This window comes from Sandarakinorhabdus sp. (genome assembly GCF_987265915.1).
Genome location: NZ_OZ503948.1, coordinates 2826705 through 2846101, shown reverse-complemented (window position 1 = coordinate 2846101; position 19397 = coordinate 2826705). Strand labels below are relative to the sequence as shown.

Below are 19397 nucleotides of genomic sequence, written 5' to 3'. Positions count from 1 at the left end.
GAGGCTCACTGCCCGTCGAAGGTATGGATCACGCCGCCGCCGGCGCGTTCCAGGGCATGTTTCTGTTCATAGGTGGCGGCATCCATCACGAACACCTTGCCGCCGTCGCCGCCCATGAACAACAGCGGTTTGTCATCCTGGGTGACATTGATGTTGGATACCGGATCCTTCAGCGGCACGCGCTTGGTGATCTTGCGGGCGGCCAGATCAACCACCCACAATTCCTCGCCGTCTTCCTTCTGTGTCCAATACTCGCCGCGGTGCATCAGCACATAAAGCGTGCCGGTTTTCTTGTGCAGCGCGGTCAACTGCCGGCCACCGGGAAACCAGTTGATGTCGAGCGGCTTGGTGTCACCGGGGCGCAGGCCGGCCGCAGCCTGCAGCGACCAGGCATCACCGACCACCGGGGCAGCGCCGAGCGTGGCGGTGCGCACCAGTCCGGTGTAGGTGACGAACACCGCGGTTTTCTTCGCGCGGTCAAACACATAACTGTCGAACACCGGATCTTCGGCCGCCTTGAAGAACGGCGCCGTGTGGGTGATCGCCGGCGTCTTGCCGGTCAGCGTGACGGTGGCGATGGTGCCATCGCTGCACAGCGCCGAAAAGCCGACGCCGGCCACTGGCATGAAGCTGGCGCAGCCGGGCAGTTCGACGACCTGGGCCATCTTCTTCTTTTCCAGATCGACAACGTTCACCGACGAAGCCGGGCTGAAATTATAGACGTAGGCCGTCTTGCCATCGTCGCTGATGTGGAAATTGTTGTTCATCGCGCCGATGATCAGCCGGCCCGGCATGGTGATTTCGGTAACCAGATTGAGCGTGGCCGGATCATAGACCGCGATGAAATCCTGGCGGGTGCCGCGGTTGATCTTGGTCCAGATGGTTTCCGACACATACCAGGCCTTGCGCGTCGGATCGAGCGCGACATCGGACCAGCGCGACGTGCTCAACTGCCCAACCATCTTGCCGGTGTCGCCGTCGAAAATCCGGGTGCCGCCGCCTTCCCAGCCGCCGCGGAAAATGCCCCAGTGCGGCGACGCGGCGGGCAATTTGTTGGTGTACGGCGTTTCCGGCTCCAGGCCGGGGGTTGAGGTGGTCGGGGTCGGCGGCGCGGCGCTTTGCGCCATGGCGCCGCTGGCGGCCAGTGCGCCGATCAGGACCGCCGTGGCCAAGCTTTTGGCCCGCAATGAAATTACTGTGGTTTTCATGATCGCACCTGTCCCCCAAAATCCGACTGAAAAACGCTACCCCAGCGCGACTCGCCCAGCTATCCGGTATCCGATCGCGATAACCTGTGGATGCTGGACGGCCGTCAAGTATTCGTCAAGCTGTCCTGCACTGCCCGAATTGCGTAGGAACGGACTCCAGCATGTCTGTGCGCGCCTGCTCATGCGAAGCACTGGATCTCGGCCGGAGTGACCGTCTTGGCCAGATGCACCAGCGACGTGACGGCCAGTGCCTTCAATTGCGGCATCTGGTGGGCCCAGGGCTTGCCATGGCCGGCGAAGATGGTGGTGCCCTCCAGGCTGGCGCTGATGAAACGGGCGACGAGATCGACCTCTTGCGCTGACAGCGCCGGATTGAGCGGCGCGATCGCAGCACCCAGGTTGCGGTGGGCGCGGGCATAGAAGGCCGCAACGCGATCGGCGACGAAGCTGTCGTGATTGGCCAGCGCCCATAATTCGGTGAAGACATGGGTGGTGCGCTTGGTGCCGATGTCGTCCAGCACGATCTCGATGGTGATGCGCAACTGGTCTTCCGGGCCGAAGCCGGGCTGCCGCGCGGTGTTGTCGAGCAATTGTTCATAATAATCGAGCAGATCATCGAGCAGCAACTGGATCAGCAGCTCCTTGCGGGCGAAGTGATAGGAGACATTGCCGACCTTCATGCCGCAGCGCGCGGCGATGCGGCGGAAGGTGAAGGCGCTGGCACCTTCGTCGATCAGCACGGCCAGCGCGGCATCGAGGATCAGTTCGACGGTTTCGGCGCCGCGCGTATAGACACCCGGGCGGATCGGCGGACGGCTCGTCGGGCGGATGGGAGCGGTCTGGAGGACGGCGTCGCCACTTTTGTCGTTCATGGCGCGAATCTACGCCGGGTGACGTAGGCCGTCCAGTGCAGCGCTTGACCAAAGCTTGATGACTGTCCAGTATTCCCCCGATTTTGCGCCGCAGCATGGCGGCCGAGGCAAGCGAGGATTGACTGTGGCGTCTGCAAAAATTCTGTTGTTGGCGTTGATGGCCGTGGTGGCGGCCCCGGCGGCTGCGGCTGATCCCAAGGCGGCTTTCGTGGCCCGCTGTGGCATGTGCCACCAGGCGACGGGCGACGGCCTGGCCGGGCAATTTCCCAAGCTTTCGGGGCGGACAGCAGCAATCGCGCAAACGGCGGCCGGGCGCCGTTACATGGCGCGGGTGGTGCTGGGCGGCATGGCCGGGCCGATCGAGATTGATGGCGTCAAATTGAATGGCGTGATGCCGGGCATGGCGTCGATGTCGGACGCGGAAATTGCCGAGATCCTCAGCCATGTCATCACCTTGGGCAAACCGGCCAAGCCGGCCAAGCCGTTCAAGGCCACCGAAATCGCCGCGGCCCGTGCCGAAGGCGGCGCCAACATGTCCAGCAACAAGGAGCTGCGCCTGCAAATGGTGGCCGACGGCGTCGTCAAATAGCGCGCAGGCTCTGCGGCACCGCCGGATAGGCGCTGCTCACATCGCCGAGCGTATCGGCCAGCGGCCCCAGCCAGTCGGCGAAGCGTTTCCAGTGATCGACACCATCGGTGAAGATCGGCTGCCGCACCTGTTCGCTGCTGGCCGTGCGCACGGCGCGGTCGGTCTGCCAGAAGGTCAGGCAAGCCGGTTCGAAATCCACGCCGACAGCGCCGAGCAGCTTCGTTACTTGAACTTCGGTATCGGCAACCATCTGTTCATAGATCACGCGATGGACCGCGCCCGGCAGCACCGCATCGATATGCGCCATGAAGCGCACATAATCGCGGTAATAGCGGCCGACATCGATCAGATCATAAGAGAAGCTCTGCCCGCGGGCGAAATGCTGTTTCCAAGCCGAGAAGCAACAGCCCATCGGATGGCGGCGTGCATCGATGATGGTGGCGTTCGGCAGGATCAGCTTGATCAGTCCGACATGTTGCCAATTGTTTGGCATCTTGTCGATGAACAGCGGCCGGTCGGTCTTGCGTTGGATGCGGGTGCGGTCGAGATATTCCTCGCCCAGCCGCGTGCGATCGGCCGGAGACAGGCTGGCGAGCATTGCGCCGAAATCGGCGAACTCACCGGCATCGATGCGGCTTTGCAGCCGGCTGCCGATCATCATCATGTCCGGCAACTCCATGGTGCCTTCGATGTGGCTGTGGCTGGCAAGGATCTGTTCAACCAGTGTCGATCCGGAGCGCGGCAGTCCGACGATGAAGATCGGATCTTGCGCCGGGCAACCACCTTCAGCGGCGTGCACAAAAAACGCCGGCGAAAAGCCTGTGATGGCCGCACTGATCTCGGCTGAAAAATCATCGGCGTCGTGCTGGATCAGCGTCCGGCGGCGGGCATTGCCTTCGCGGTAATGGCGGAAGGCGGCGGCCGCATCGCCGGCATCTTCGTATGCCTTGCCCAACGAGAAATGCAGGTGGAACATGTCCTCGGCGCGCGCTTCGTCCTGGCCGTTCAGGCTGGCCAGCGCCTTGTTCATGGTGGCAATGTCGGCACCTTGCAACTTCACCGTCTTCAGATTGGCCAGGCTCCACCAGGCCTCGCCCAATGTTGGCTGGTGGGTGACGGCTTGGCGATAGGCGTGCACGGCATCGGCCTGCACACCCAGGGTTTTCAGCACATGGCCAAGATTCTGCCACACCAGCGGCTGGGCCGGCGCACCATCCAGCAGCCCCTCGTAGAGCGCACGGGCGCGGGCATGATCGCCCAGCCGCACCAGCACCGACGCCAGAATGAGCCGATGGCCGGGTGCCTGCACCGGCGAGCCCTGCAGCGCTTCGGCTTGCACCAGCGCGTCGGTGAGGCGATTGCTTTGCATCAGCAGGCGGATCAGGAACTCGCGCGCCATATCGAACCCCGGTGCCAGCGCAACGGCCTGTTCAACATGGGGAATCGCGCCGATCATGTCGCCGCCGCGCCAGCAGATTTCCCCGCGCAGGCGGATGGCCGGCGGATCATTTGGCGCGTGCGCCAGCCGTGCGTCGATCAGCACGGCGGCGGCTTCGAGACGACCGTCGTTCATCGCCACAGCGGCCTCGATCAGTTCGGGATCGTTGGTCGCCGCACTCACACCAGTCAGATCAGCACGCCAGGCTTCGGTATCGCGGCCGACCGCGCGCAATTCGGATGCCAGAAGGAACCAGCCGCCTGGCACCGCCGGCAACTGCCCGGTCAGGCGGGTGAGCGCGGCAATCGCCAGGTCGTGGGCACCGGCCGCGCTGGCCGCCTGCGCCAATTCCCAGCTGACCGCAGGCACCTGCGGGTGGCGCGTTGCCAACGCCTCGAGTGCGGCCACCGCGTCGGCAAGGCGGCCGAGCTGGCGCAAGGCCTGGCCGCGCAACAGTTCGGCCTGTGGCAGGAAGGGCACATCGGCCAGAATAGCGTCAACCATTGCCAGTGCCCCGGCTGGATCGGCGGTCAGCATCTGCGTCGCATGCGCCAGTGCCGCCTGAGGCCCGGCGATATTATCTTGCTGTTTGGCCGGGTTGGCTGGAGTCATCGAGGTTTCCGAGTATGGGAATGGGCCGGATGGCATGCGCAAACAGGGTCTATGTCAACTGGCGTATAGTGGCAAATTGAGCATTGACTTGCCACGTGGCTGACGCATGTTTGTAACACGAGGCAAGGGGCCATCTGGCTGGTGATCATGATGGTGAAAGCGGGCTGCAAAAGGCCGGCCGCCACCAAGGGTGCAGCAGCCTAGTCGTGCTGCAGGACGTGAATTTGGTCGGGAGATGCCGGGAAACGGTGCCTCGACAGGGGTTCAGGGGTGAAGAACTGACGGATTGCCATATCACGGCGTTTCGCCGTGATCGGAAGACTGTGCTGTTTTGATATTGGGGGACCAGGGCGATGATGACGATAGTGGGCCGCAAATCGAATTTCCTGCGGATGTTGAGCGTGACCACGGTTTTGACCGGGATGGCGTCGCCGGCCTTTTCGGCCGTGGCGGCCCAGGATCAGGCCGCTGATCAGGCAACAGCGCAGGGCGCCGACAATGAAGGCCTCGAAGAAATCATCGTCACCGCCACCCGCAGTGCCCAGAGCATCCAGAAGGTGCCGATCTCCATCCAGGCGCTCACCGCCGACGCGCTGGCCCAGCGCCAAGTGAAGGGCCTTACCGATTTCGCCGTGCTGTTGCCGTCGGTGTCGTTCGTCGGCCTTGGCCCCGGCCGCACCGCCGTCTATTTCCGCGGCATCGTGCCGGCCGGCGGCGCCTATCCGGCGACTGGCTATTATCTCGATGACATCGCCATCAACGTCAACGGCGTGCCTGACATCCATGTTTACGATGTCGCCCGCGTCGAGGCGCTGTCGGGCCCGCAGGGCACGCTGTTCGGCGCCGGCTCCTTGGCGGGCACCATCCGCTTCATCACCAACAAGCCGACCACCGACAAGTTCGAAGGCGGCATCAATGTCGAAGGCAACAAGTTCGGCAAGGGCGATTTCGGCGGGCAGGTCGAAGGCTTCCTGAACGTGCCGATCACCGAAACGCTGGCAGTGCGCGCCATGGCCTATGTCCGCCAGGAAGGCGGCTATGTGGACAACACGCCCAACAATGGCAAGTTCGCCGATGGTTCGCCGGCCCGGCTCAATCTGGGTGACAACAACCCACTGACCAGCTTCACGCTGAACAATTCGGCGATTGCCAAGGATGATTACAACACGATCGATGAGTTCGGCGGCCGCTTGTCGCTGATGTGGGAACCGGCCGAAGGCTGGAAGTTCAACCCGCAGATCACCGCGCAGCGCCAGATTTCCCGCGGCTATTTCGGCTTCGATCCTGACGTTGGCGATCTCGAGGTGCATGATTACGGGCCGACCCGCAACGATGACAAATGGTACCAGGCGCAGATGACGGTCAATGGCCATATCGGCGATTTTGATCTGGTGTCGGCCACTGGTTATTTCCGGCGCAACATCAAGCTGCTGAACGATTACACCTACTACACCACGGCTTACGATGGCTTCGGCGGAGGTTATGAAAACTATCTGCAATTCTTTGATCCGGCCGGGTGCACCGGCACCGGCGCGTCCCTGCGCTGCACCACGTTGATCAACCCGACGCAGTTTTATCGCGGCAACCGCAACGATCGCATCTTCACGCAGGAATTGCGCCTGAAGACACCGTCCAGCTGGCCCTTCGATGTGACCGTGGGTGGATTCTACCAGATCCAGAAAAACGAGATCAACGACGACTACAGCACCGTCGGGCTTGACCGGGCAGCTGGTCGCACGGCCTCCTGCTCGTACAGCAGAACCTTCAACAGTGATGGCAGCCCGAACTGCGAAGGCAACATCACCACCCTGGCCGGGTTCGGCGTTCCCACCACACAGGGCGGAACGATGCTCGTGGGAACGCCGGCGGTGAAGCGCGATGCCTTCTACATCACCGAACAGAACCGGCGGGTGCGCGATGCGGCGATCTTTGCCGAAGGCCATTACAACATCACGCCCAATCTGAAGATCACCGGTGGCATCCGCTATTTCTGGACGGATTTGCAGGTGATCGGCTTTGCCGGTGTGGCCTCTTCGGCGCGCAGCACGGTGACGACGACGTTCGTGCCGACCGGCCAGCGCGGTTGCCCGACGCCGATCCCCAACGATGCGCGGCTGAACTGCCTGAACACCAATTTCCGCGCCGCCGATCAGGCGATCCGTTACAAGGAACAGGGCCAGACCCACAAGATCGCGCTCGACTGGCAGTTCGCCTCCGACAAGATGGTGTATTTCAACTATTCGACTGGCTTCCGCCCTGGCGGCGGCAACCGGCCGCTGCGCACCGGCGGTCTGGTTTATGAAGTCGCGCCGTTCCGCTCCGAAGATCTGACCAACTTCGAATTGGGCTTCAAGACGGAGTGGAACAACATGCTCCGCCTGAACGTCGCCTTCTACTTCGAAAAGTGGAACGATCTGCAATATTCGGTGGTCGTCGCCGGGGCCCAAGGCGCTGGCATCACCGGCAACGCCGGCAAGGCTGAAGTGCGCGGTGTGGAATATGATGCCGATCTGCGGCTCGGCAAGTTCACCCTGTCCACCAACGGCGCCTACAATGATGGCAAGCTGGCCGGCAACTTCTGCAACTTTGCCGCCAATTCCGCCAATCTGACCATCGCGCAGGTTGCGACCTGCGCGCCGGGCACGTTCCTGCCGGGCCAGCCGCCCACACCGTCGGTGGCCGCCCAGGATGGCACCCGCCTGCCGAACCAGCCCAAGTTCAAGGGCACCACCTCGATCCGCTATGACACTGATATCGGCGAATATGGGGCCTATGTGCAGGGCGCCGCGCTGTACCAGACCAGCGCCACCCAGGATCTGAACGTGGAGCTCAACAAGCTGCTGGGCAACTCGGCTGGCTTTGTCTCGTTCGATTTCGCTGCCGGGGTGAAGCGCAATAATTGGACTTTCGATGTGTTCCTGCAGAACGCCTTCGACAAGCGCGGCGAGGTGAGCCGCAACACCTTCTGCTCGATCTCGATCTGCTCGGATTCGTCGCGCACCTTCACCATCCGTCCGCAATTCTTCGGGATGCGGGCCGGCTATCGCTTCTGATCCGGCAACGGGCCTGAACAGCAGCGGGCGGTGGCAGCGATGCCGCCGCCCGCTCTTTTTTGCCCCCACCTGTTTTCCCGCGCCGCGTCAGTCGCATAGCTGGGCTTGCTGATGGTGCCGCTTTTGTTGCTTTGCAGCCGCCGCGCCCGACCTTAACAGAGCCTATGAATTCCGGTCCCGCCACGCCGCTGCCCGCTGCCCGCCTCAGCCATCTGCAGACGTTGGAAGCACAGGCCATCCACATCATGCGCGAAGTGGTGGCCGAAGCGCAGCGGCCGGTGTTTCTCTATTCGGTGGGCAAGGACAGCGCGGTGATGCTGCACCTGGCGCTGAAGGCTTTTTACCCGGCGCCGCCGCCGTTCCCGTTCCTGCACATCGCGTCTGGCTGGGATTTTGCCGATCTGCTCGCCCACCGCGACAAGATGGTGGCGCGGTACGGCCTCGATTTGATCGTGGCCGAAGCTGCGGAAGCGGACCGCGCGCGGGTGACGCCGTTCACGGCCGGCGCAGATGTCTATGCCGAAACCCTACTGACCGGGCCGCTCAAGGCTGCGCTGACGGCGCATGGCTTTGATGCAGCCTTTGGCGGTGGCCGCCGCGACGAGGAGAAGAGCAGGGCCAAGGAACGCATCATGTCGTTCCGCTCCACCTCCCACCACTGGGACCCGAAGAACCAGCGGCCGGAATTGTGGGACCTGTATAATCTGCGATTGAGCCCCGGCGAAAGCATTCGGGTGTTTCCGCTGTCCAATTGGACGGAAGCCGATATCTGGGCCTATATCGCCCAGGAAGCGATTGATATCGTGCCGCTCTATCTCGCCGCACCACGCCCCACCGTGGAACGCGGCGGCCAGATCATCGTGATCGATGATGAACGCATGGCGCTGGCGCCAGGCGAGGTGCCCACGTTGCGCAATGTGCGCTTCCGCACCCTGGGCTGCTGGCCGCTCACCGGAGCCGTCGAAAGCACCGCCGCCGATCTGCCGGCGGTGATCGCCGAAATGCAGGCCTCCACCATGTCCGAACGCCATGGCCGCATGATCGATGTCGGCGCGGCGGCGAGCATGGAGCAGAAGAAGCAGGCGGGTTATTTCTGATGACCGGGGCACGCGCGCTGTTGCGCTTCATCACCTGCGGCAGTGTCGATGATGGCAAATCCACCCTCATCGGGCGCTTGTTGCACGATACCGGCATGATCCCCGATGACCAGTTGGTCGCGCTCGCCGCGGACTCACGCCGGCTGGGCACGCAAGGCGCGGATCTCGATCTGGCGCTGCTCGTCGATGGCCTGGCCGCCGAGCGCGAGCAGGGCATCACCATCGATGTTGCCTATCGGTTTTTCCACACCGCGGCGCGCAGCTTCATCGTCGCCGATTGCCCGGGGCATGAGCAATATACGCGCAACATGATCACCGGTGCGTCGAGCGCCGATCTCGCCGTGCTGATTGTGGACGCACGCGGCGGGCTGACCGCGCAAACGCGGCGCCATGCCGTGCTGTGCAATCTGGTTGGCGTGCGCGCCATGGTGCTGGCGGTGAACAAGATGGATCTGGTCGGACACAGCGAGGCCGTGTTCGATGCCATCGTTGCGGATTTCACGGCGTTTGCGGCGCGCATCGGCGTGGCGCTGATCGGCGCGGTGCCGCTGTCGGGGCTGAAGGGCGACAATGTCTGCGCGCCATCGGCCAACATGGCCTGGTATGACGGCCCGACGCTGCTGGCGCTGCTGGAAACCGCCGATGCCGGCAGCACGGCCGCCGCCGGGCCGTTCCGGATGCCGGTGCAGTGGGTGAACCGGCCCAATCCGGATTTCCGCGGCTATGCCGGCACGGTCGCGGCGGGCACGGTGCGGGCCGGCGCTGCGGTGCGGCTGTTGCCATCGGGGCGCACGGCCCGCGTGGCGCGCATCGTGACGATGGATGGCGATCTGGATGCGGCGGTCGCCGGCCAGTCGGTGACGCTGTGTTTCGCCGATGACATCGATTGCTCGCGCGGCGACGTGATTGCCGCCGCCGATGCGCCGCCGCAAGCTGCAAACCAGTTCGAAGCCACCATCGTCTGGCTGGACGAAGCGCCAATGAAGGTCGGGCGTGGTTACTGGCTGAAACTGGCGACGCAGATGGTGTCGGCGACGGTGCAGCAACCCAAATATGTGCTGAATGTGGAATCGCTCGATCATCTGGCGGCGCGCACGCTGGACCTCAATGCCATCGGCGTCGCGGAAATTGCCACCGATCGGCCGCTGGTGTTCGAACCGTATCAGGACAATCGCACGCTGGGCGGCTTCGTGCTGATCGACAAGCTGAGCAACCACACGGTGGCGGCCGGCATGCTGAACTTCGGCCTGCGCCGGGCGCAGAATATCCACTGGCAGGCGCTGGAGGTGACGCGCGAGGCGCGCGCCGCGCAGAAACAGCAGCGCGCCGCCGTGCTGTGGTTCACCGGATTGTCCGGCTCCGGCAAATCGACCATCGCCAATCTGGTGGAAAAACGCCTGCTGGCGCTGGGCCAGCACAGTTTCCTGCTCGATGGCGACAATCTGCGCCACGGCCTGAACCGCGATCTGGGCTTTACCGAGGCGGATCGCATCGAGAATATCCGCCGCGTCGGTGAAGTGGCGAAGCTGATGACCGACGCCGGCCTGGTGGTGATCACCGCGCTGATCAGCCCGTTCATGGCCGATCGCGACACCGTGCGCGCCATGCTGCCGGCCGGCGAATTCATCGAAGTGCATATCGACACGCCCTTGGCTGAGGCCGAACGCCGCGACGTGAAGGGCCTCTATGCCAAGGCGCGCGCCGGGCTGATCGCCAACTTCACCGGCATCGACAGCCCCTATGAAGCGCCGGCTGCGCCCGAAATCCGCATCGATACGATGCGCGAGACGCCGGAGGCGGCAGCGGAGCGGATCGTGGCCTATCTGCTGGCGCGGCAGGCGGGGTGATCGCCTATTTCTTGGCCTCCACCAGCAGATTGTGGCGGCGCAGCACATCCTGCAACTGTTTGTGCGGCAGCGCTGAAACCGTCCAGTAATCGACGCCGGTCATCGTCCTGGCGGCAATCATCGCGTTGATCACCGCCTCCTCGACGCCCTGGATCGTCGCTTCGAACAACGGGTTGATCGCGGCGTTGGGCAGGCGCGCCATGGTGGCCGGCTTGTCGGCGGCTTCGTGCCAATTGCCATCGTCCACGCCCGGATTGGCGGTGGAAAAGGCGATGAAGATATCGCCCGACCCATCGGCGAGGATCGATCCCAGCCGGCCCAGGCCCGCGGTGCCGCGCCGCGCCAGCCGCTTCAGCTGCTCCGGCGTCAGCGGTGCATCGGTGGCGATGACGATGATGATCGATCCGCGATGCTCCTCCGTTGCTGGATCGGCGATGGCCAGCTTTTTCGGGTCGCACAGGGTGGGCGCTTGGCCAAAGAAGACCTGCGGCGGTGAAAGCAGCTTGGTCACGCAGCGCGGCTGCAGATCCATCTCGCGCGCTACGTTGATGCCGGCAACGCGCAGGCCATTGGCCGAGCCATAGTTGCACTGCACCAGCACGCCCACCGTGTAGCCACCGTCACGCGCGGCCAGCTTGCGCGATGCCGTACCGGTGCCGCCCTTGAAGCCATTGCACACCATGCCGGTGCCGCCGCCGACATTGCCTTCCGCCACCGGGCCGGGCTTGGCGGCCTCCATCGCGTCCATCGCGTCTTGCGCGGTCACATGCTGGCCCGGCATGTCGTGCAGCAGGAAATCGGCGGTTTCGGCCACCACCGGATACCAGAAACCGCCGCTGCGATGATCGGCCAGCCATTTGAACGCCGCATCGCGCACCACGCCCACACTGCCGGTGCCGGTGATCAGGATCGGCGTTTCCAGCACGCCGCCTTCCTCCACCCAATGCGTGCCGGTCATGTCACCATTGCCATTGCCGGCAAAGAAACCGGCAAACACGCCGCGCCCATCGGCCTTCCCACGCGGGAAAATCGCCGTCACGCCGCTGCGCACCGGGCCTTTCCCCGGCGCCCGCGCGCCTTCGCCAGAAATAAGCGTCTTGAACCCGACCTCGACGCCCGGAACATCGGTGATGGCATTCAGCGCGCCGGGGGTGCCATCGAACGGCACGCCCAGATCACGCGCGCGCGGCTCGGCCGCCTGCGCCGATACCGCCAGCCCCAGCGCGGCGACCACTGCCCATCCGATCGTCTTCATCCTGCATCCCCCAACATCAGGGCGGAATGCTATCAGAGCAGACCCGGAACGCCAGACCCGCCGATATTTGACTTTCCCCCCGCAATGCAGCATAGGCGCATTTCTCGACGGGCGCGTGATCGGAGCAAATGGCTCCAGGCCCCCCGCAGACGCTTGCTTCCCATATCACGCGGGTTGCTGGTCAACCCCCCTTCCCGGTGGGCCCAGAGTCAATCCCGACTCCGGCTGGCCGGGCCTTGATATGTTGGAATCCCACATGAATTTTTCTGATCTCGCCCTTGCCGAGCCGATTTCCCGCGCGCTCGCCGAAAAGGGTTACACCGAACCGAGCCCCATCCAGGCCGCCGCCATTCCGCCGGCGCTGGCTGGCAACGATGTGCTGGGCCTCGCCCAAACCGGCACCGGCAAGACCGCGGCCTTCGCGCTGCCGATCCTGCATCGCCTCGCCGCCAATCCCAAGCATCGCCTGAAAATCTCCACCCGCTGCCTGGTGCTGGCGCCGACGCGCGAACTGGCCAGCCAGATTGCCGCCAGTTTCCAGGCCTATGGCAAGTACATGAAGCTTTCCGTTTCTGTGGTGTTCGGCGGTGTGCCGATCGGCCGGCAGGAGCGCGCGCTGTTTCCGGGCGTCGATGTGCTGGTGGCCACGCCGGGCCGTCTGCTCGATCTGGTGATGAAGGGCGCGCTCGATCTCGGCCAGGTCGAGATGCTGGTGCTCGACGAATGCGATCAGATGCTCGATCTGGGCTTTGTCCATGATCTCAAGCGCATCACCGGCCTGCTGCCGAAAACGCGCCAGACGATGCTGTTCTCCGCCACGCTGCCGCCGGCGATTGAGGAACTGTCGCAGCGCTATCTGAAGAACCCGGTCAAGGTGGCCGTGCAGCCGCAGGCGACCACGGTGGACAAGGTGGTGCAATCGGTGGTGCACGTCTCCCAGCCCGAGAAGCTGGCGCTGCTGGCACATCTGCTGAAGCAGGATGATGTCGAGCGCAGCATCGTGTTCAGCCGCACCAAGCATGGCGCCGATCGCATCGTGCGCCAGCTGGCGGCCAACAAGATCGCTGCCGAAGCCATCCACGGCAACCGCAGCCAGGCGCAGCGCACCAAGGCGCTGAGCGCGTTCCGCTCCGGTGAACTGACCGTGCTGGTCGCCACCGACATCGCGGCGCGTGGCCTCGACATCCCGGAGGTCAGCCATGTGTTCAATTACGAGCTGCCCAACGTGCCCGAACAATATGTGCACCGCATCGGCCGCACCGCGCGTGCTGGTCGCAATGGCCAGGCCGTGGCGCTGTGCGCACCCGATGAGCGTGGCCTGCTGAAGGATATCGAGCGCACCATCAGAAAGCCGCTGGCGGTGCAGCCGTTGCCCGGCGACTTCCGCGACCTGGTTGGCCTCGCTGCCAAGAACATCAAGCTGGCACCGCCGGAACCGGTGCGCGAAGAGCGTGGTGATTTCGGCCGTCGCCCCGGTGGCAACAATGGCGGTCGCAATGGTGGCCGGACCGAAACCAGCTATGGCGCCCGCCCGGCCCGCGATCCGCGCGTGGCGGTGCGGCCCGATGGCCGCCCCGGTGGCCGCAACGAAGGTCCGCGCCCGGCGCAGGCCCGCGATGGCCAACAGCGCCGCCAGGGCAATCAGGGCCAGCGGCGCTCCCCCGCCGGCCGCTGAGGCTTTTGATTGAAGGGGAAACCCCGCCGGCATGAAGGTGCCGGCGGGGTTTTTCGTTGGGCTCTTCCTTTTCCCTTGAGGGGAAAGGGGGGCCTACAACACCATCTGCGTCTGCGTCGTCACGCTGGCCAGCCTGCCCTCTGCGCTTTCCACGCGCGTCACCCACACGCTCGTCCGGCGCCCAACATGCAGCGGCGTGGCGGTGGCGACCAAAGTGGTGCCGGCTGGAATCGCCGCCATCATGTTGGTTTTCGATTCGATGGTGGTGGTGCCCTTGGCGCCTTCCGGCAGCACCTGGAACGCGCCAACCGCTCCGGTGAAATCCGCCAGCGCCATCAGGAAACCACCGTGGGCGGTGCCGCCGCTGGTGCAATGTTCGGGCTGGATGACGGCGTGGACCACCACCTGATCCCTGGCCATCACCTTGATCTCAAAGCCGAGATGCGCCGAAAACGGCACCATCTCCACCACGGCGGCCAGGGCGTTTGCATCCATCGTTCAATTCACCAGGCGTGGTTCCAGTGCCGGATCGGCGGCGCCGACCAGCACGGGTTTCTGCCAGTCGCGTTTCGATACCAGCACGACATGGTGGCGATCGGGCAAGGTTTCGATGCGCCAGTCCATCACTTCAAACATGGCTTCATCCAGCCGCAATTGCAGCGGATCGCGCAGCCAGCCGATATCCTTGATGTGCCACGGCCGTCGCGCCCGCACCACCAGCACGGCAAGGCCAGCCGGTGCCAGCACGCGCCACAATTCGCGCAGCATCAACCGCGGCTGCACCAGTTCCGCCGAAAGCAACGCCTTGTCGAACAAGGCCTCGTGGAAGGGCAGGTGATGCGGATCGGCGCGCACGGTGCCGGGGCGCAACTCCTCATCGCTGGCCGCCACGCAGGCGACACGTTCCCAGCCTTCCAGATTGAGCGCCACCTTTTCCGGCGGCCGGCCGAGCACGAGCAGGCGGCCATTGGGATGTTCCGGCCGGTGGCCGGCAAACAGGCGCTCGATGGGCGTGGCGTCGCGGATCATGGGGCAAGGTTATGGCGCGGATTGCCGGGGGCGGGAAGGGGGGTGTTCCCACCCACCCCCAGCCCCTTCCGCAAGCGGGAGGGGAGCAGCGTGGTCATTGCTGCACGATTGCCCTGCCAGAACAAACGGCTCCCCTCCCGCTGCGGGAGGGGTCGGGGGTGGGCCTTCCCGCCTCAGCCGCGCTCCACCGCCAGCGCAATCCCCATGCCGCCACCGATGCACAACGTCGCCAGGCCCTTCTTGGCATCGCGACGGCCCATTTCGTGCAGCAACGTCACCAGCACGCGCGCGCCGGATGCGCCGATCGGGTGGCCGATGGCAATCGCGCCGCCGTTCACGTTCAGCGTGGCGGGATCGAGGCCGAGTTCCTGGCCCACGGCCAGCGCCTGCGCGGCAAAGGCTTCGTTGGCTTCCACCAGATCGAGATCGGCGACAGACCAGCCGGCCTTGGCCAGCGCCTTGCGGCTGGCCGGCACCGGGCCGATGCCCATCACCGCCGGATCGACACCAACGCTGGCAAAGCCGGCGATGCGGCCGAGCACGGCGGCACCGCGGCGGGCGGCTTCGGCTTCGCTCATCAGCACTAGCACGGCGGCGCCGTCATTCAGGCCGCTGGCGTTGGCGGCGGTGACCGAACCGTCCTTCTTGAAGGCGCCTTTCAGGCCCGACACGCTGTCCAGCGTGACACCGTCGCGGATATACTCGTCGGTATCGACGATGGTGTCGCCCTTGCGGCCCTTGATGGTCACCGGCGCGATTTCGGCGGCGAAACGCCCGGCGGCGCGGGCGGCGCTGGCCTTGTTCTGGCTGGCGACGGCAAATTCATCCTGGGCGCTGCGGCTGATCTGATACATTTCTGCGACATTTTCCGCCGTGATGCCCATGTGATAGCCGTTGAAGGCATCCCACAGCCCATCCTTGATCATCGTGTCGATGAATTCGACATGCCCCATCTTGGTGCCGCCGCGCATGGCGTGGGCATGGGTGGAAAGGCTCATCGATTCCTGGCCGCCGGCCACCACGATGCCGGCATCGCCATTGGCGATGGCCTGTGCGGCCATGGCGACGGCGCGCAGGCCCGATCCGCACACCTGGTTGACCCCGTAAGCCGGCGCTTCGCGGTTGATCCCGGCGGCCATGGCGGCCTGCCGCGCGGGATTCTGGCCCTGTGCTGCGGTCAACACCTGGCCCAGAATCACTTCATCCACCTCTTCGGGTGCCACGCCGGCGTCCAACAACGCCGCCTCGATCGCCGCCTTGCCAAGCAGATGCGCTGGCGTGCCGGCAAAACTGCCGAGGAAACTGCCCACAGCGGTGCGGCGGGCGGCGGTGATGACGATGTTGGTCATTGGCGTGTGTTCCCTTGGATATGCGAGTCGTTTGCGCGCAGACTAGGCGGACGCAATGAACCGGGCCAGCCGATTCAGCCAGCCAGAAACGTCGCCAGCGGCGCATGCAGCCGGGCCGGGGCGCTGCGGCCGACCACCATGCCGACATGGCCGCTGGCAATTTCCAACCGCGCGGCAGCGCCGGGGCTGGTGACCGCCGCCGCCGCCGGCACAATTCGGTCCGCGAGCGCCACGACATCAAGGATCTTTATGTCGGGCACGGCATCGCCGCCGATCCCGGTTGCACCGGCATCGAACAGCGCGGCCAGATCGGCGGCGGCGGCCAGGCTGAGCGGCGCGCCGCCGTTGGCCCAATCCTCCAGTCGCGCGAACGCCGCCACGGTCGGCTCGTCGGCGTCGGCGAGCTCTGCGAACTTGTTTGCCAACGCTTCGGGGTCGAGCGCCCAGAACGCCGGTTGCAACAGGTCCATCGGCACCAGCCCCAGCGATTGCGCAATCGGCTGCGCACCCGCCCACCAGTGGCCCAGTGTCTGGCGACCCGTACTGCCAGAATCGGGACCATAAGCGGCGAAGCGCCAGGGTGTGGCCAGCAGCGCCAGCCGGGTGATACCGCCGGCACGCGCCGCCGCCAGCGCCAATGTGCCGCCCAGGCAATAGCCCACGGCCGGCAGTGGTTGCCCCAGCGCGGCGATGAGCGGCACCAGCCGCTGTTCGACCAGGGCGGCCAGGCCCAACGAATCCGGCACATCGCCCCAATCCACCAGCAACGGCTGGAATCCGGCGTCCACCAGATGGCCGAGCAGGCTCTGCCCCGGTGCCAGATCAAGCACATCGGGCGGGTTGATCAGCGAGGGCACCACCAGCAGCGGCGTGCCTGCGGCGGCGCGCGCGCGCAGCGTCACGCCATCGACGCGGGCGATTTCGGGCAGGATCGGTCGCGGTGGCGGCCGGCGGGCGGTCTGATAACGGGTGAGGCCAGCGAGGACCTTGGCGACTCGCGCACGGTCTGACCCGCAGACGTGGCTGATGGTGGCGAGGAACAACGGAAGCGGGTGCGGGCCGCGGGGGCGGATTTTGCTCATGAAGGTGTCTCGAAGCCCACGGGCGACACCCCTCCGTCTCGCTTCGCTCGCCACCTCCCCTTTGAGGGGAGTAACTGATTGATCCTCCCCTCCGAGGGGAGGTGGCGCCCGCAGGGCGACGGAGGGGTGTCGGGAGCGGGCTGTGGGGTTCGTGCGTTGCGGGCGCGGCCGGCGGCGGAGCCGCCGAGTCCGCTTGGTTTGGCACAGAGAAAGGAAGCAAGGAAGAAAGTGCGTGGCGGAGCCACGCCGTCGAAGCTGTTCTGGCGGCAAGAGCGCCGCCAGCCAGCCCGGCCGGCCTTGCGCCTGTCGGCGCGTAGCGCTGCGCGCTGCGCGCGCGCGGCGCTGCGGCGCGGCATTGCACCGCAACATGCGATCATGCTACCGCTTGGGCCAATATCCTTATCGAGAGCGTCCATGGCCAGTGCCCCCAATTCCCCAGACGCCAAGTCCGGTTCGACCGGCCAGTCGCCGGTGATCATCAAGAAATACGCCAACCGGCGCCTCTACAACACCGAAACTTCCAGCTACATCACGCTCGACCATCTGGCGGTGATGACCCGCGAGGGCCGGGATTTCCAGGTGTTCGATGCACGTACCGGCGAGGATATCACCCGCGCCGTGCTTACCCAGATCGTCATGGAAGGCGAGGCCGGCGGCCAGACCATGCTGCCGATTTCCTTCCTGCGCCAGATCATCGCGCTGTATGGCGATTCGATGCAGTCGATGGTGCCGCATTATCTGGAAGCGTCGATGTCAGCCTTTGCCGAGAACCAGGCCAAGTTTCGCGATGCCGCGATGAAGCCGTTCGAACAACTGGCGCGGCAGAATCTGGCGATGTTTCACGCCGCCACCGAATTGATGACCGGTGCCCGGCTGCGCGAGTCCAAGACAACCGATTCGGCACCCAAGCCTGCGGCCACGGACGAGGTTGACCAGTTGCGTGATCAGCTGGCCGCCTTGCAGGCGCGCATCGACGGGTTGCAGCGCTGATCTGATCATCTGCTTCTGGCCAGTTTGCCAGACAATCTGACCGTCAACCGAAATGGACACTTGCCGCCCGCCCTCTACAATTATATGGGGTCGCCCTGGGAGGCCGGTTGTCTGGAGGGGTCTGGACAGCCGGATTTTCGGGAACGGATCCGTTGGCTTTTGTGGCCGCGCGCGCCGTCCGAAATGTGGGATACGCGGTCGATGAAAAACGAGTCGCACGGTGAATTTGATGGTCCCGGCAAACATGGCGATACCATGACCATGGCCGCCGCGGATGATCTGCCAGAGGGTTATCGTCCGACAGCAGATGAAGAATTCATGAATCGGCGTCAACAGGCGTATTTCCGGCGCAAATTGCTCGCCTGGAAAGAACAGATCCTCAAGGAATCGGAAAGCACGCTGGAAGCGCTGAAGGCCGAGCCGCTGCGCGAACCGGACCTGACCGATCGCGCCGCCAGCGAGACCGACTGGGGCATCGAACTGCGCACCCGCGATCGCCAGCGCAAGTTGATCTCCAAGATCGATTCGGCGCTGCGCCGCATCGATTCCGGCGATTATGGCTGGTGCGAAGTCAGCGGCGAGCCGATCAGCCTGGCGCGGTTGGAAGCCCGGCCGATCGCCACCATGACGATCGACGCCCAGGAACGCCACGAGCGCGACGAGAAGGTGAGTCGCGACGAATGAGTCGCGACTCTGGACCTGTCAGTGCAGTTGCGCGCTGATCTCGTCTTTCAATTTGAGTTTTTCGGTTTTCAGGCGGCGCACCACGGCGGTATCAGGCACCGGGCGTTTCAGTTCGGCAGCCAGATTGGCATCGATCCTGGCGTGGCGGTTGGCGAGTTGTTCCCGGTGGGCATTGGCCATCAGCATGTGCCTTTCCTGCGCGGCGCCGCCAGGGATTGGCCGGCGCCGGGATTCACAAGTCGATCATGGATTGCCCGGCGTGTCCATGGCCCCTGTATCCATTTGCCTGTCCATTTACTGACCGTTCGGGATGATTGGCCCCGGATCGGCCGCACCCTCTTGAGCCGGCGGCCCGGATTGGTTAACGCAAACCCAAGGGCCAGCGGCTGGCTCAGCAAATGGAGCGCCAGGGTGGACGAAGCCGAAATCCGCACCCGGATAGAATTGTTGCGCCAGGATCATCGTGACCTCGATGCCGCCATCGAGGCGCTGCGCACGCTGCCTAACCCTGACATGATCCAGTTGCAGCGCTTCAAGAAAAAGAAACTGCGCCTGAAGGACGAGATCATGCTGCTGGAGGATCAATTGATCCCCGATATCATCGCCTGAGTGCGCCG

17 protein-coding genes are annotated in these 19397 nt (G+C 64.7%); 8 read left to right on the top strand and 9 right to left on the bottom strand.

What is annotated here, in order from left to right:
- Positions 1–5: 5 nt before the first annotated feature.
- Together AC6UUM_RS13545 and AC6UUM_RS13540 are read right to left on the bottom strand one after the other, a co-directional pair.
- Entirely contained in the window at positions 6–1172 is a 1167-nt protein-coding gene (locus AC6UUM_RS13545; protein WP_500802792.1) for an amine dehydrogenase large subunit, read from the bottom strand.
- Between the two features lie 215 nt (positions 1173–1387).
- Positions 1388–2080, bottom strand: a complete 693-nt coding sequence (locus AC6UUM_RS13540) for a TetR/AcrR family transcriptional regulator (protein ID WP_500802791.1) — start codon at positions 2078–2080, stop codon at positions 1388–1390.
- 157 nt (positions 2081–2237) lie between these two features.
- Between AC6UUM_RS13540 and AC6UUM_RS13535 the strand changes: the two genes are divergently transcribed.
- A complete protein-coding gene (locus AC6UUM_RS13535; RefSeq protein ID WP_500804980.1) occupies positions 2238–2669 on the top strand; it encodes a c-type cytochrome in 432 nt (143 codons plus the stop codon).
- Here the strand turns inward: AC6UUM_RS13535 and AC6UUM_RS13530 are convergent.
- On the bottom strand, positions 2662–4719 hold the full coding sequence (locus AC6UUM_RS13530; RefSeq protein ID WP_500802790.1) for a tetratricopeptide repeat-containing sulfotransferase family protein: 2058 nt from the start codon (positions 4717–4719) through the stop codon (positions 2662–2664). The two genes, AC6UUM_RS13535 and AC6UUM_RS13530, sit on opposite strands and share 8 nt — an antisense overlap.
- A gap of 353 nt (positions 4720–5072) precedes the next feature.
- Between AC6UUM_RS13530 and AC6UUM_RS13525 the strand changes: the two genes are divergently transcribed.
- The 3 genes from AC6UUM_RS13525 to cysN all read left to right on the top strand — a co-directional run bounded on the left by AC6UUM_RS13525 (position 5073) and on the right by cysN (position 10716).
- On the top strand, positions 5073–7772 hold the full coding sequence (locus AC6UUM_RS13525) for a TonB-dependent receptor (RefSeq protein WP_500802789.1): 2700 nt from the start codon (positions 5073–5075) through the stop codon (positions 7770–7772).
- Between the two features lie 164 nt (positions 7773–7936).
- Positions 7937–8869, top strand: a complete 933-nt coding sequence (gene cysD / locus AC6UUM_RS13520; protein ID WP_500802788.1) for a sulfate adenylyltransferase subunit CysD — start codon at positions 7937–7939, stop codon at positions 8867–8869.
- Positions 8869–10716 carry a sulfate adenylyltransferase subunit CysN gene (gene cysN, locus AC6UUM_RS13515; protein ID WP_500802787.1) on the top strand — a complete coding sequence of 616 codons (1848 nt, stop codon included), beginning with the start codon at positions 8869–8871 and terminating at the stop codon, positions 10714–10716. Before cysD ends, cysN begins: the two co-directional genes overlap by 1 nt.
- 4 nt (positions 10717–10720) lie before the next feature.
- Here cysN and AC6UUM_RS13510 read toward each other — a convergent pair whose 3' ends face one another.
- Positions 10721–11971: a DmpA family aminopeptidase gene (locus tag AC6UUM_RS13510; protein WP_500802786.1), complete on the bottom strand. Its 1251-nt coding sequence runs from the start codon at positions 11969–11971 to the stop codon at positions 10721–10723.
- Positions 11972–12227: 256 nt separating this feature from the next.
- Here AC6UUM_RS13510 and AC6UUM_RS13505 point away from each other — a divergent pair, with 256 nt between their 5' ends.
- A complete protein-coding gene (locus AC6UUM_RS13505; protein ID WP_500802785.1) occupies positions 12228–13646 on the top strand; it encodes a DEAD/DEAH box helicase in 1419 nt (472 codons plus the stop codon).
- A 93-nt stretch (positions 13647–13739) separates the two neighbouring features.
- Here the strand turns inward: AC6UUM_RS13505 and AC6UUM_RS13500 are convergent, their stop codons facing one another.
- From AC6UUM_RS13500 to AC6UUM_RS13485, 4 genes are all read right to left on the bottom strand, one after another.
- Positions 13740–14141, bottom strand: a complete 402-nt coding sequence (locus tag AC6UUM_RS13500) for a PaaI family thioesterase (RefSeq protein WP_500802784.1) — start codon at positions 14139–14141, stop codon at positions 13740–13742.
- 3 nt (positions 14142–14144) lie between these two features.
- Complete coding sequence (locus AC6UUM_RS13495) at positions 14145–14675, bottom strand: class I SAM-dependent methyltransferase (RefSeq protein ID WP_500802783.1); 531 nt, start codon at positions 14673–14675, stop codon at positions 14145–14147.
- Between the two features lie 173 nt (positions 14676–14848).
- Positions 14849–16024, bottom strand: coding sequence for an acetyl-CoA C-acetyltransferase (locus tag AC6UUM_RS13490; protein ID WP_500802782.1), 1176 nt, complete (start codon positions 16022–16024; stop codon positions 14849–14851).
- 74 nt (positions 16025–16098) lie between these two features.
- Entirely contained in the window at positions 16099–17106 is a 1008-nt protein-coding gene (locus AC6UUM_RS13485) for an alpha/beta hydrolase (RefSeq protein WP_500802781.1), read from the bottom strand.
- A gap of 414 nt (positions 17107–17520) precedes the next feature.
- Here AC6UUM_RS13485 and phaR point away from each other — a divergent pair, with 414 nt between their 5' ends.
- Complete coding sequence (gene phaR, locus AC6UUM_RS13480) at positions 17521–18096, top strand: polyhydroxyalkanoate synthesis repressor PhaR (protein ID WP_500802780.1); 576 nt, start codon at positions 17521–17523, stop codon at positions 18094–18096.
- Between the two features lie 255 nt (positions 18097–18351).
- Entirely contained in the window at positions 18352–18780 is a 429-nt protein-coding gene (dksA, locus tag AC6UUM_RS13475; RefSeq protein ID WP_500804979.1) for an RNA polymerase-binding protein DksA, read from the top strand.
- A gap of 18 nt (positions 18781–18798) precedes the next feature.
- Here dksA and AC6UUM_RS13470 read toward each other — a convergent pair whose 3' ends face one another.
- A complete protein-coding gene (locus AC6UUM_RS13470; RefSeq protein ID WP_500802779.1) occupies positions 18799–18960 on the bottom strand; it encodes a YdcH family protein in 162 nt (53 codons plus the stop codon).
- 231 nt (positions 18961–19191) lie between these two features.
- Between AC6UUM_RS13470 and AC6UUM_RS13465 the strand changes: the two genes are divergently transcribed.
- Positions 19192–19389, top strand: coding sequence for a YdcH family protein (locus AC6UUM_RS13465; protein ID WP_500802778.1), 198 nt, complete (start codon positions 19192–19194; stop codon positions 19387–19389).
- Positions 19390–19397 lie beyond the last annotated feature (8 nt).

Bases quoted from the DNA above. Each gene is read 5' to 3' on its own strand.
- AC6UUM_RS13540 (WP_500802791.1), bottom strand. From the start codon at position 2,080: ATGAACGACAAAAGTGGCGACGCCGTCCTCCAGACCGCTCCCATCCGC.
- AC6UUM_RS13535 (WP_500804980.1), top strand. From the start codon at position 2,238: ATGGCCGTGGTGGCGGCCCCGGCGGCTGCGGCTGATCCCAAGGCGGCT.
- AC6UUM_RS13530 (WP_500802790.1), bottom strand. From the start codon at position 4,719: ATGACTCCAGCCAACCCGGCCAAACAGCAAGATAATATCGCCGGGCCT.
- AC6UUM_RS13525 (WP_500802789.1), top strand. From the start codon at position 5,073: ATGATGACGATAGTGGGCCGCAAATCGAATTTCCTGCGGATGTTGAGC.
- cysD (WP_500802788.1), top strand. From the start codon at position 7,937: ATGAATTCCGGTCCCGCCACGCCGCTGCCCGCTGCCCGCCTCAGCCAT.
- cysN (WP_500802787.1), top strand. From the start codon at position 8,869: ATGACCGGGGCACGCGCGCTGTTGCGCTTCATCACCTGCGGCAGTGTC.
- AC6UUM_RS13510 (WP_500802786.1), bottom strand. From the start codon at position 11,971: ATGAAGACGATCGGATGGGCAGTGGTCGCCGCGCTGGGGCTGGCGGTA.
- AC6UUM_RS13505 (WP_500802785.1), top strand. From the start codon at position 12,228: ATGAATTTTTCTGATCTCGCCCTTGCCGAGCCGATTTCCCGCGCGCTC.
- AC6UUM_RS13500 (WP_500802784.1), bottom strand. From the start codon at position 14,141: ATGGATGCAAACGCCCTGGCCGCCGTGGTGGAGATGGTGCCGTTTTCG.
- AC6UUM_RS13495 (WP_500802783.1), bottom strand. From the start codon at position 14,675: ATGATCCGCGACGCCACGCCCATCGAGCGCCTGTTTGCCGGCCACCGG.
- AC6UUM_RS13490 (WP_500802782.1), bottom strand. From the start codon at position 16,024: ATGACCAACATCGTCATCACCGCCGCCCGCCGCACCGCTGTGGGCAGT.
- AC6UUM_RS13485 (WP_500802781.1), bottom strand. From the start codon at position 17,106: ATGAGCAAAATCCGCCCCCGCGGCCCGCACCCGCTTCCGTTGTTCCTC.
- phaR (WP_500802780.1), top strand. From the start codon at position 17,521: ATGGCCAGTGCCCCCAATTCCCCAGACGCCAAGTCCGGTTCGACCGGC.
- dksA (WP_500804979.1), top strand. From the start codon at position 18,352: ATGACCATGGCCGCCGCGGATGATCTGCCAGAGGGTTATCGTCCGACA.
- AC6UUM_RS13470 (WP_500802779.1), bottom strand. From the start codon at position 18,960: ATGGCCAATGCCCACCGGGAACAACTCGCCAACCGCCACGCCAGGATC.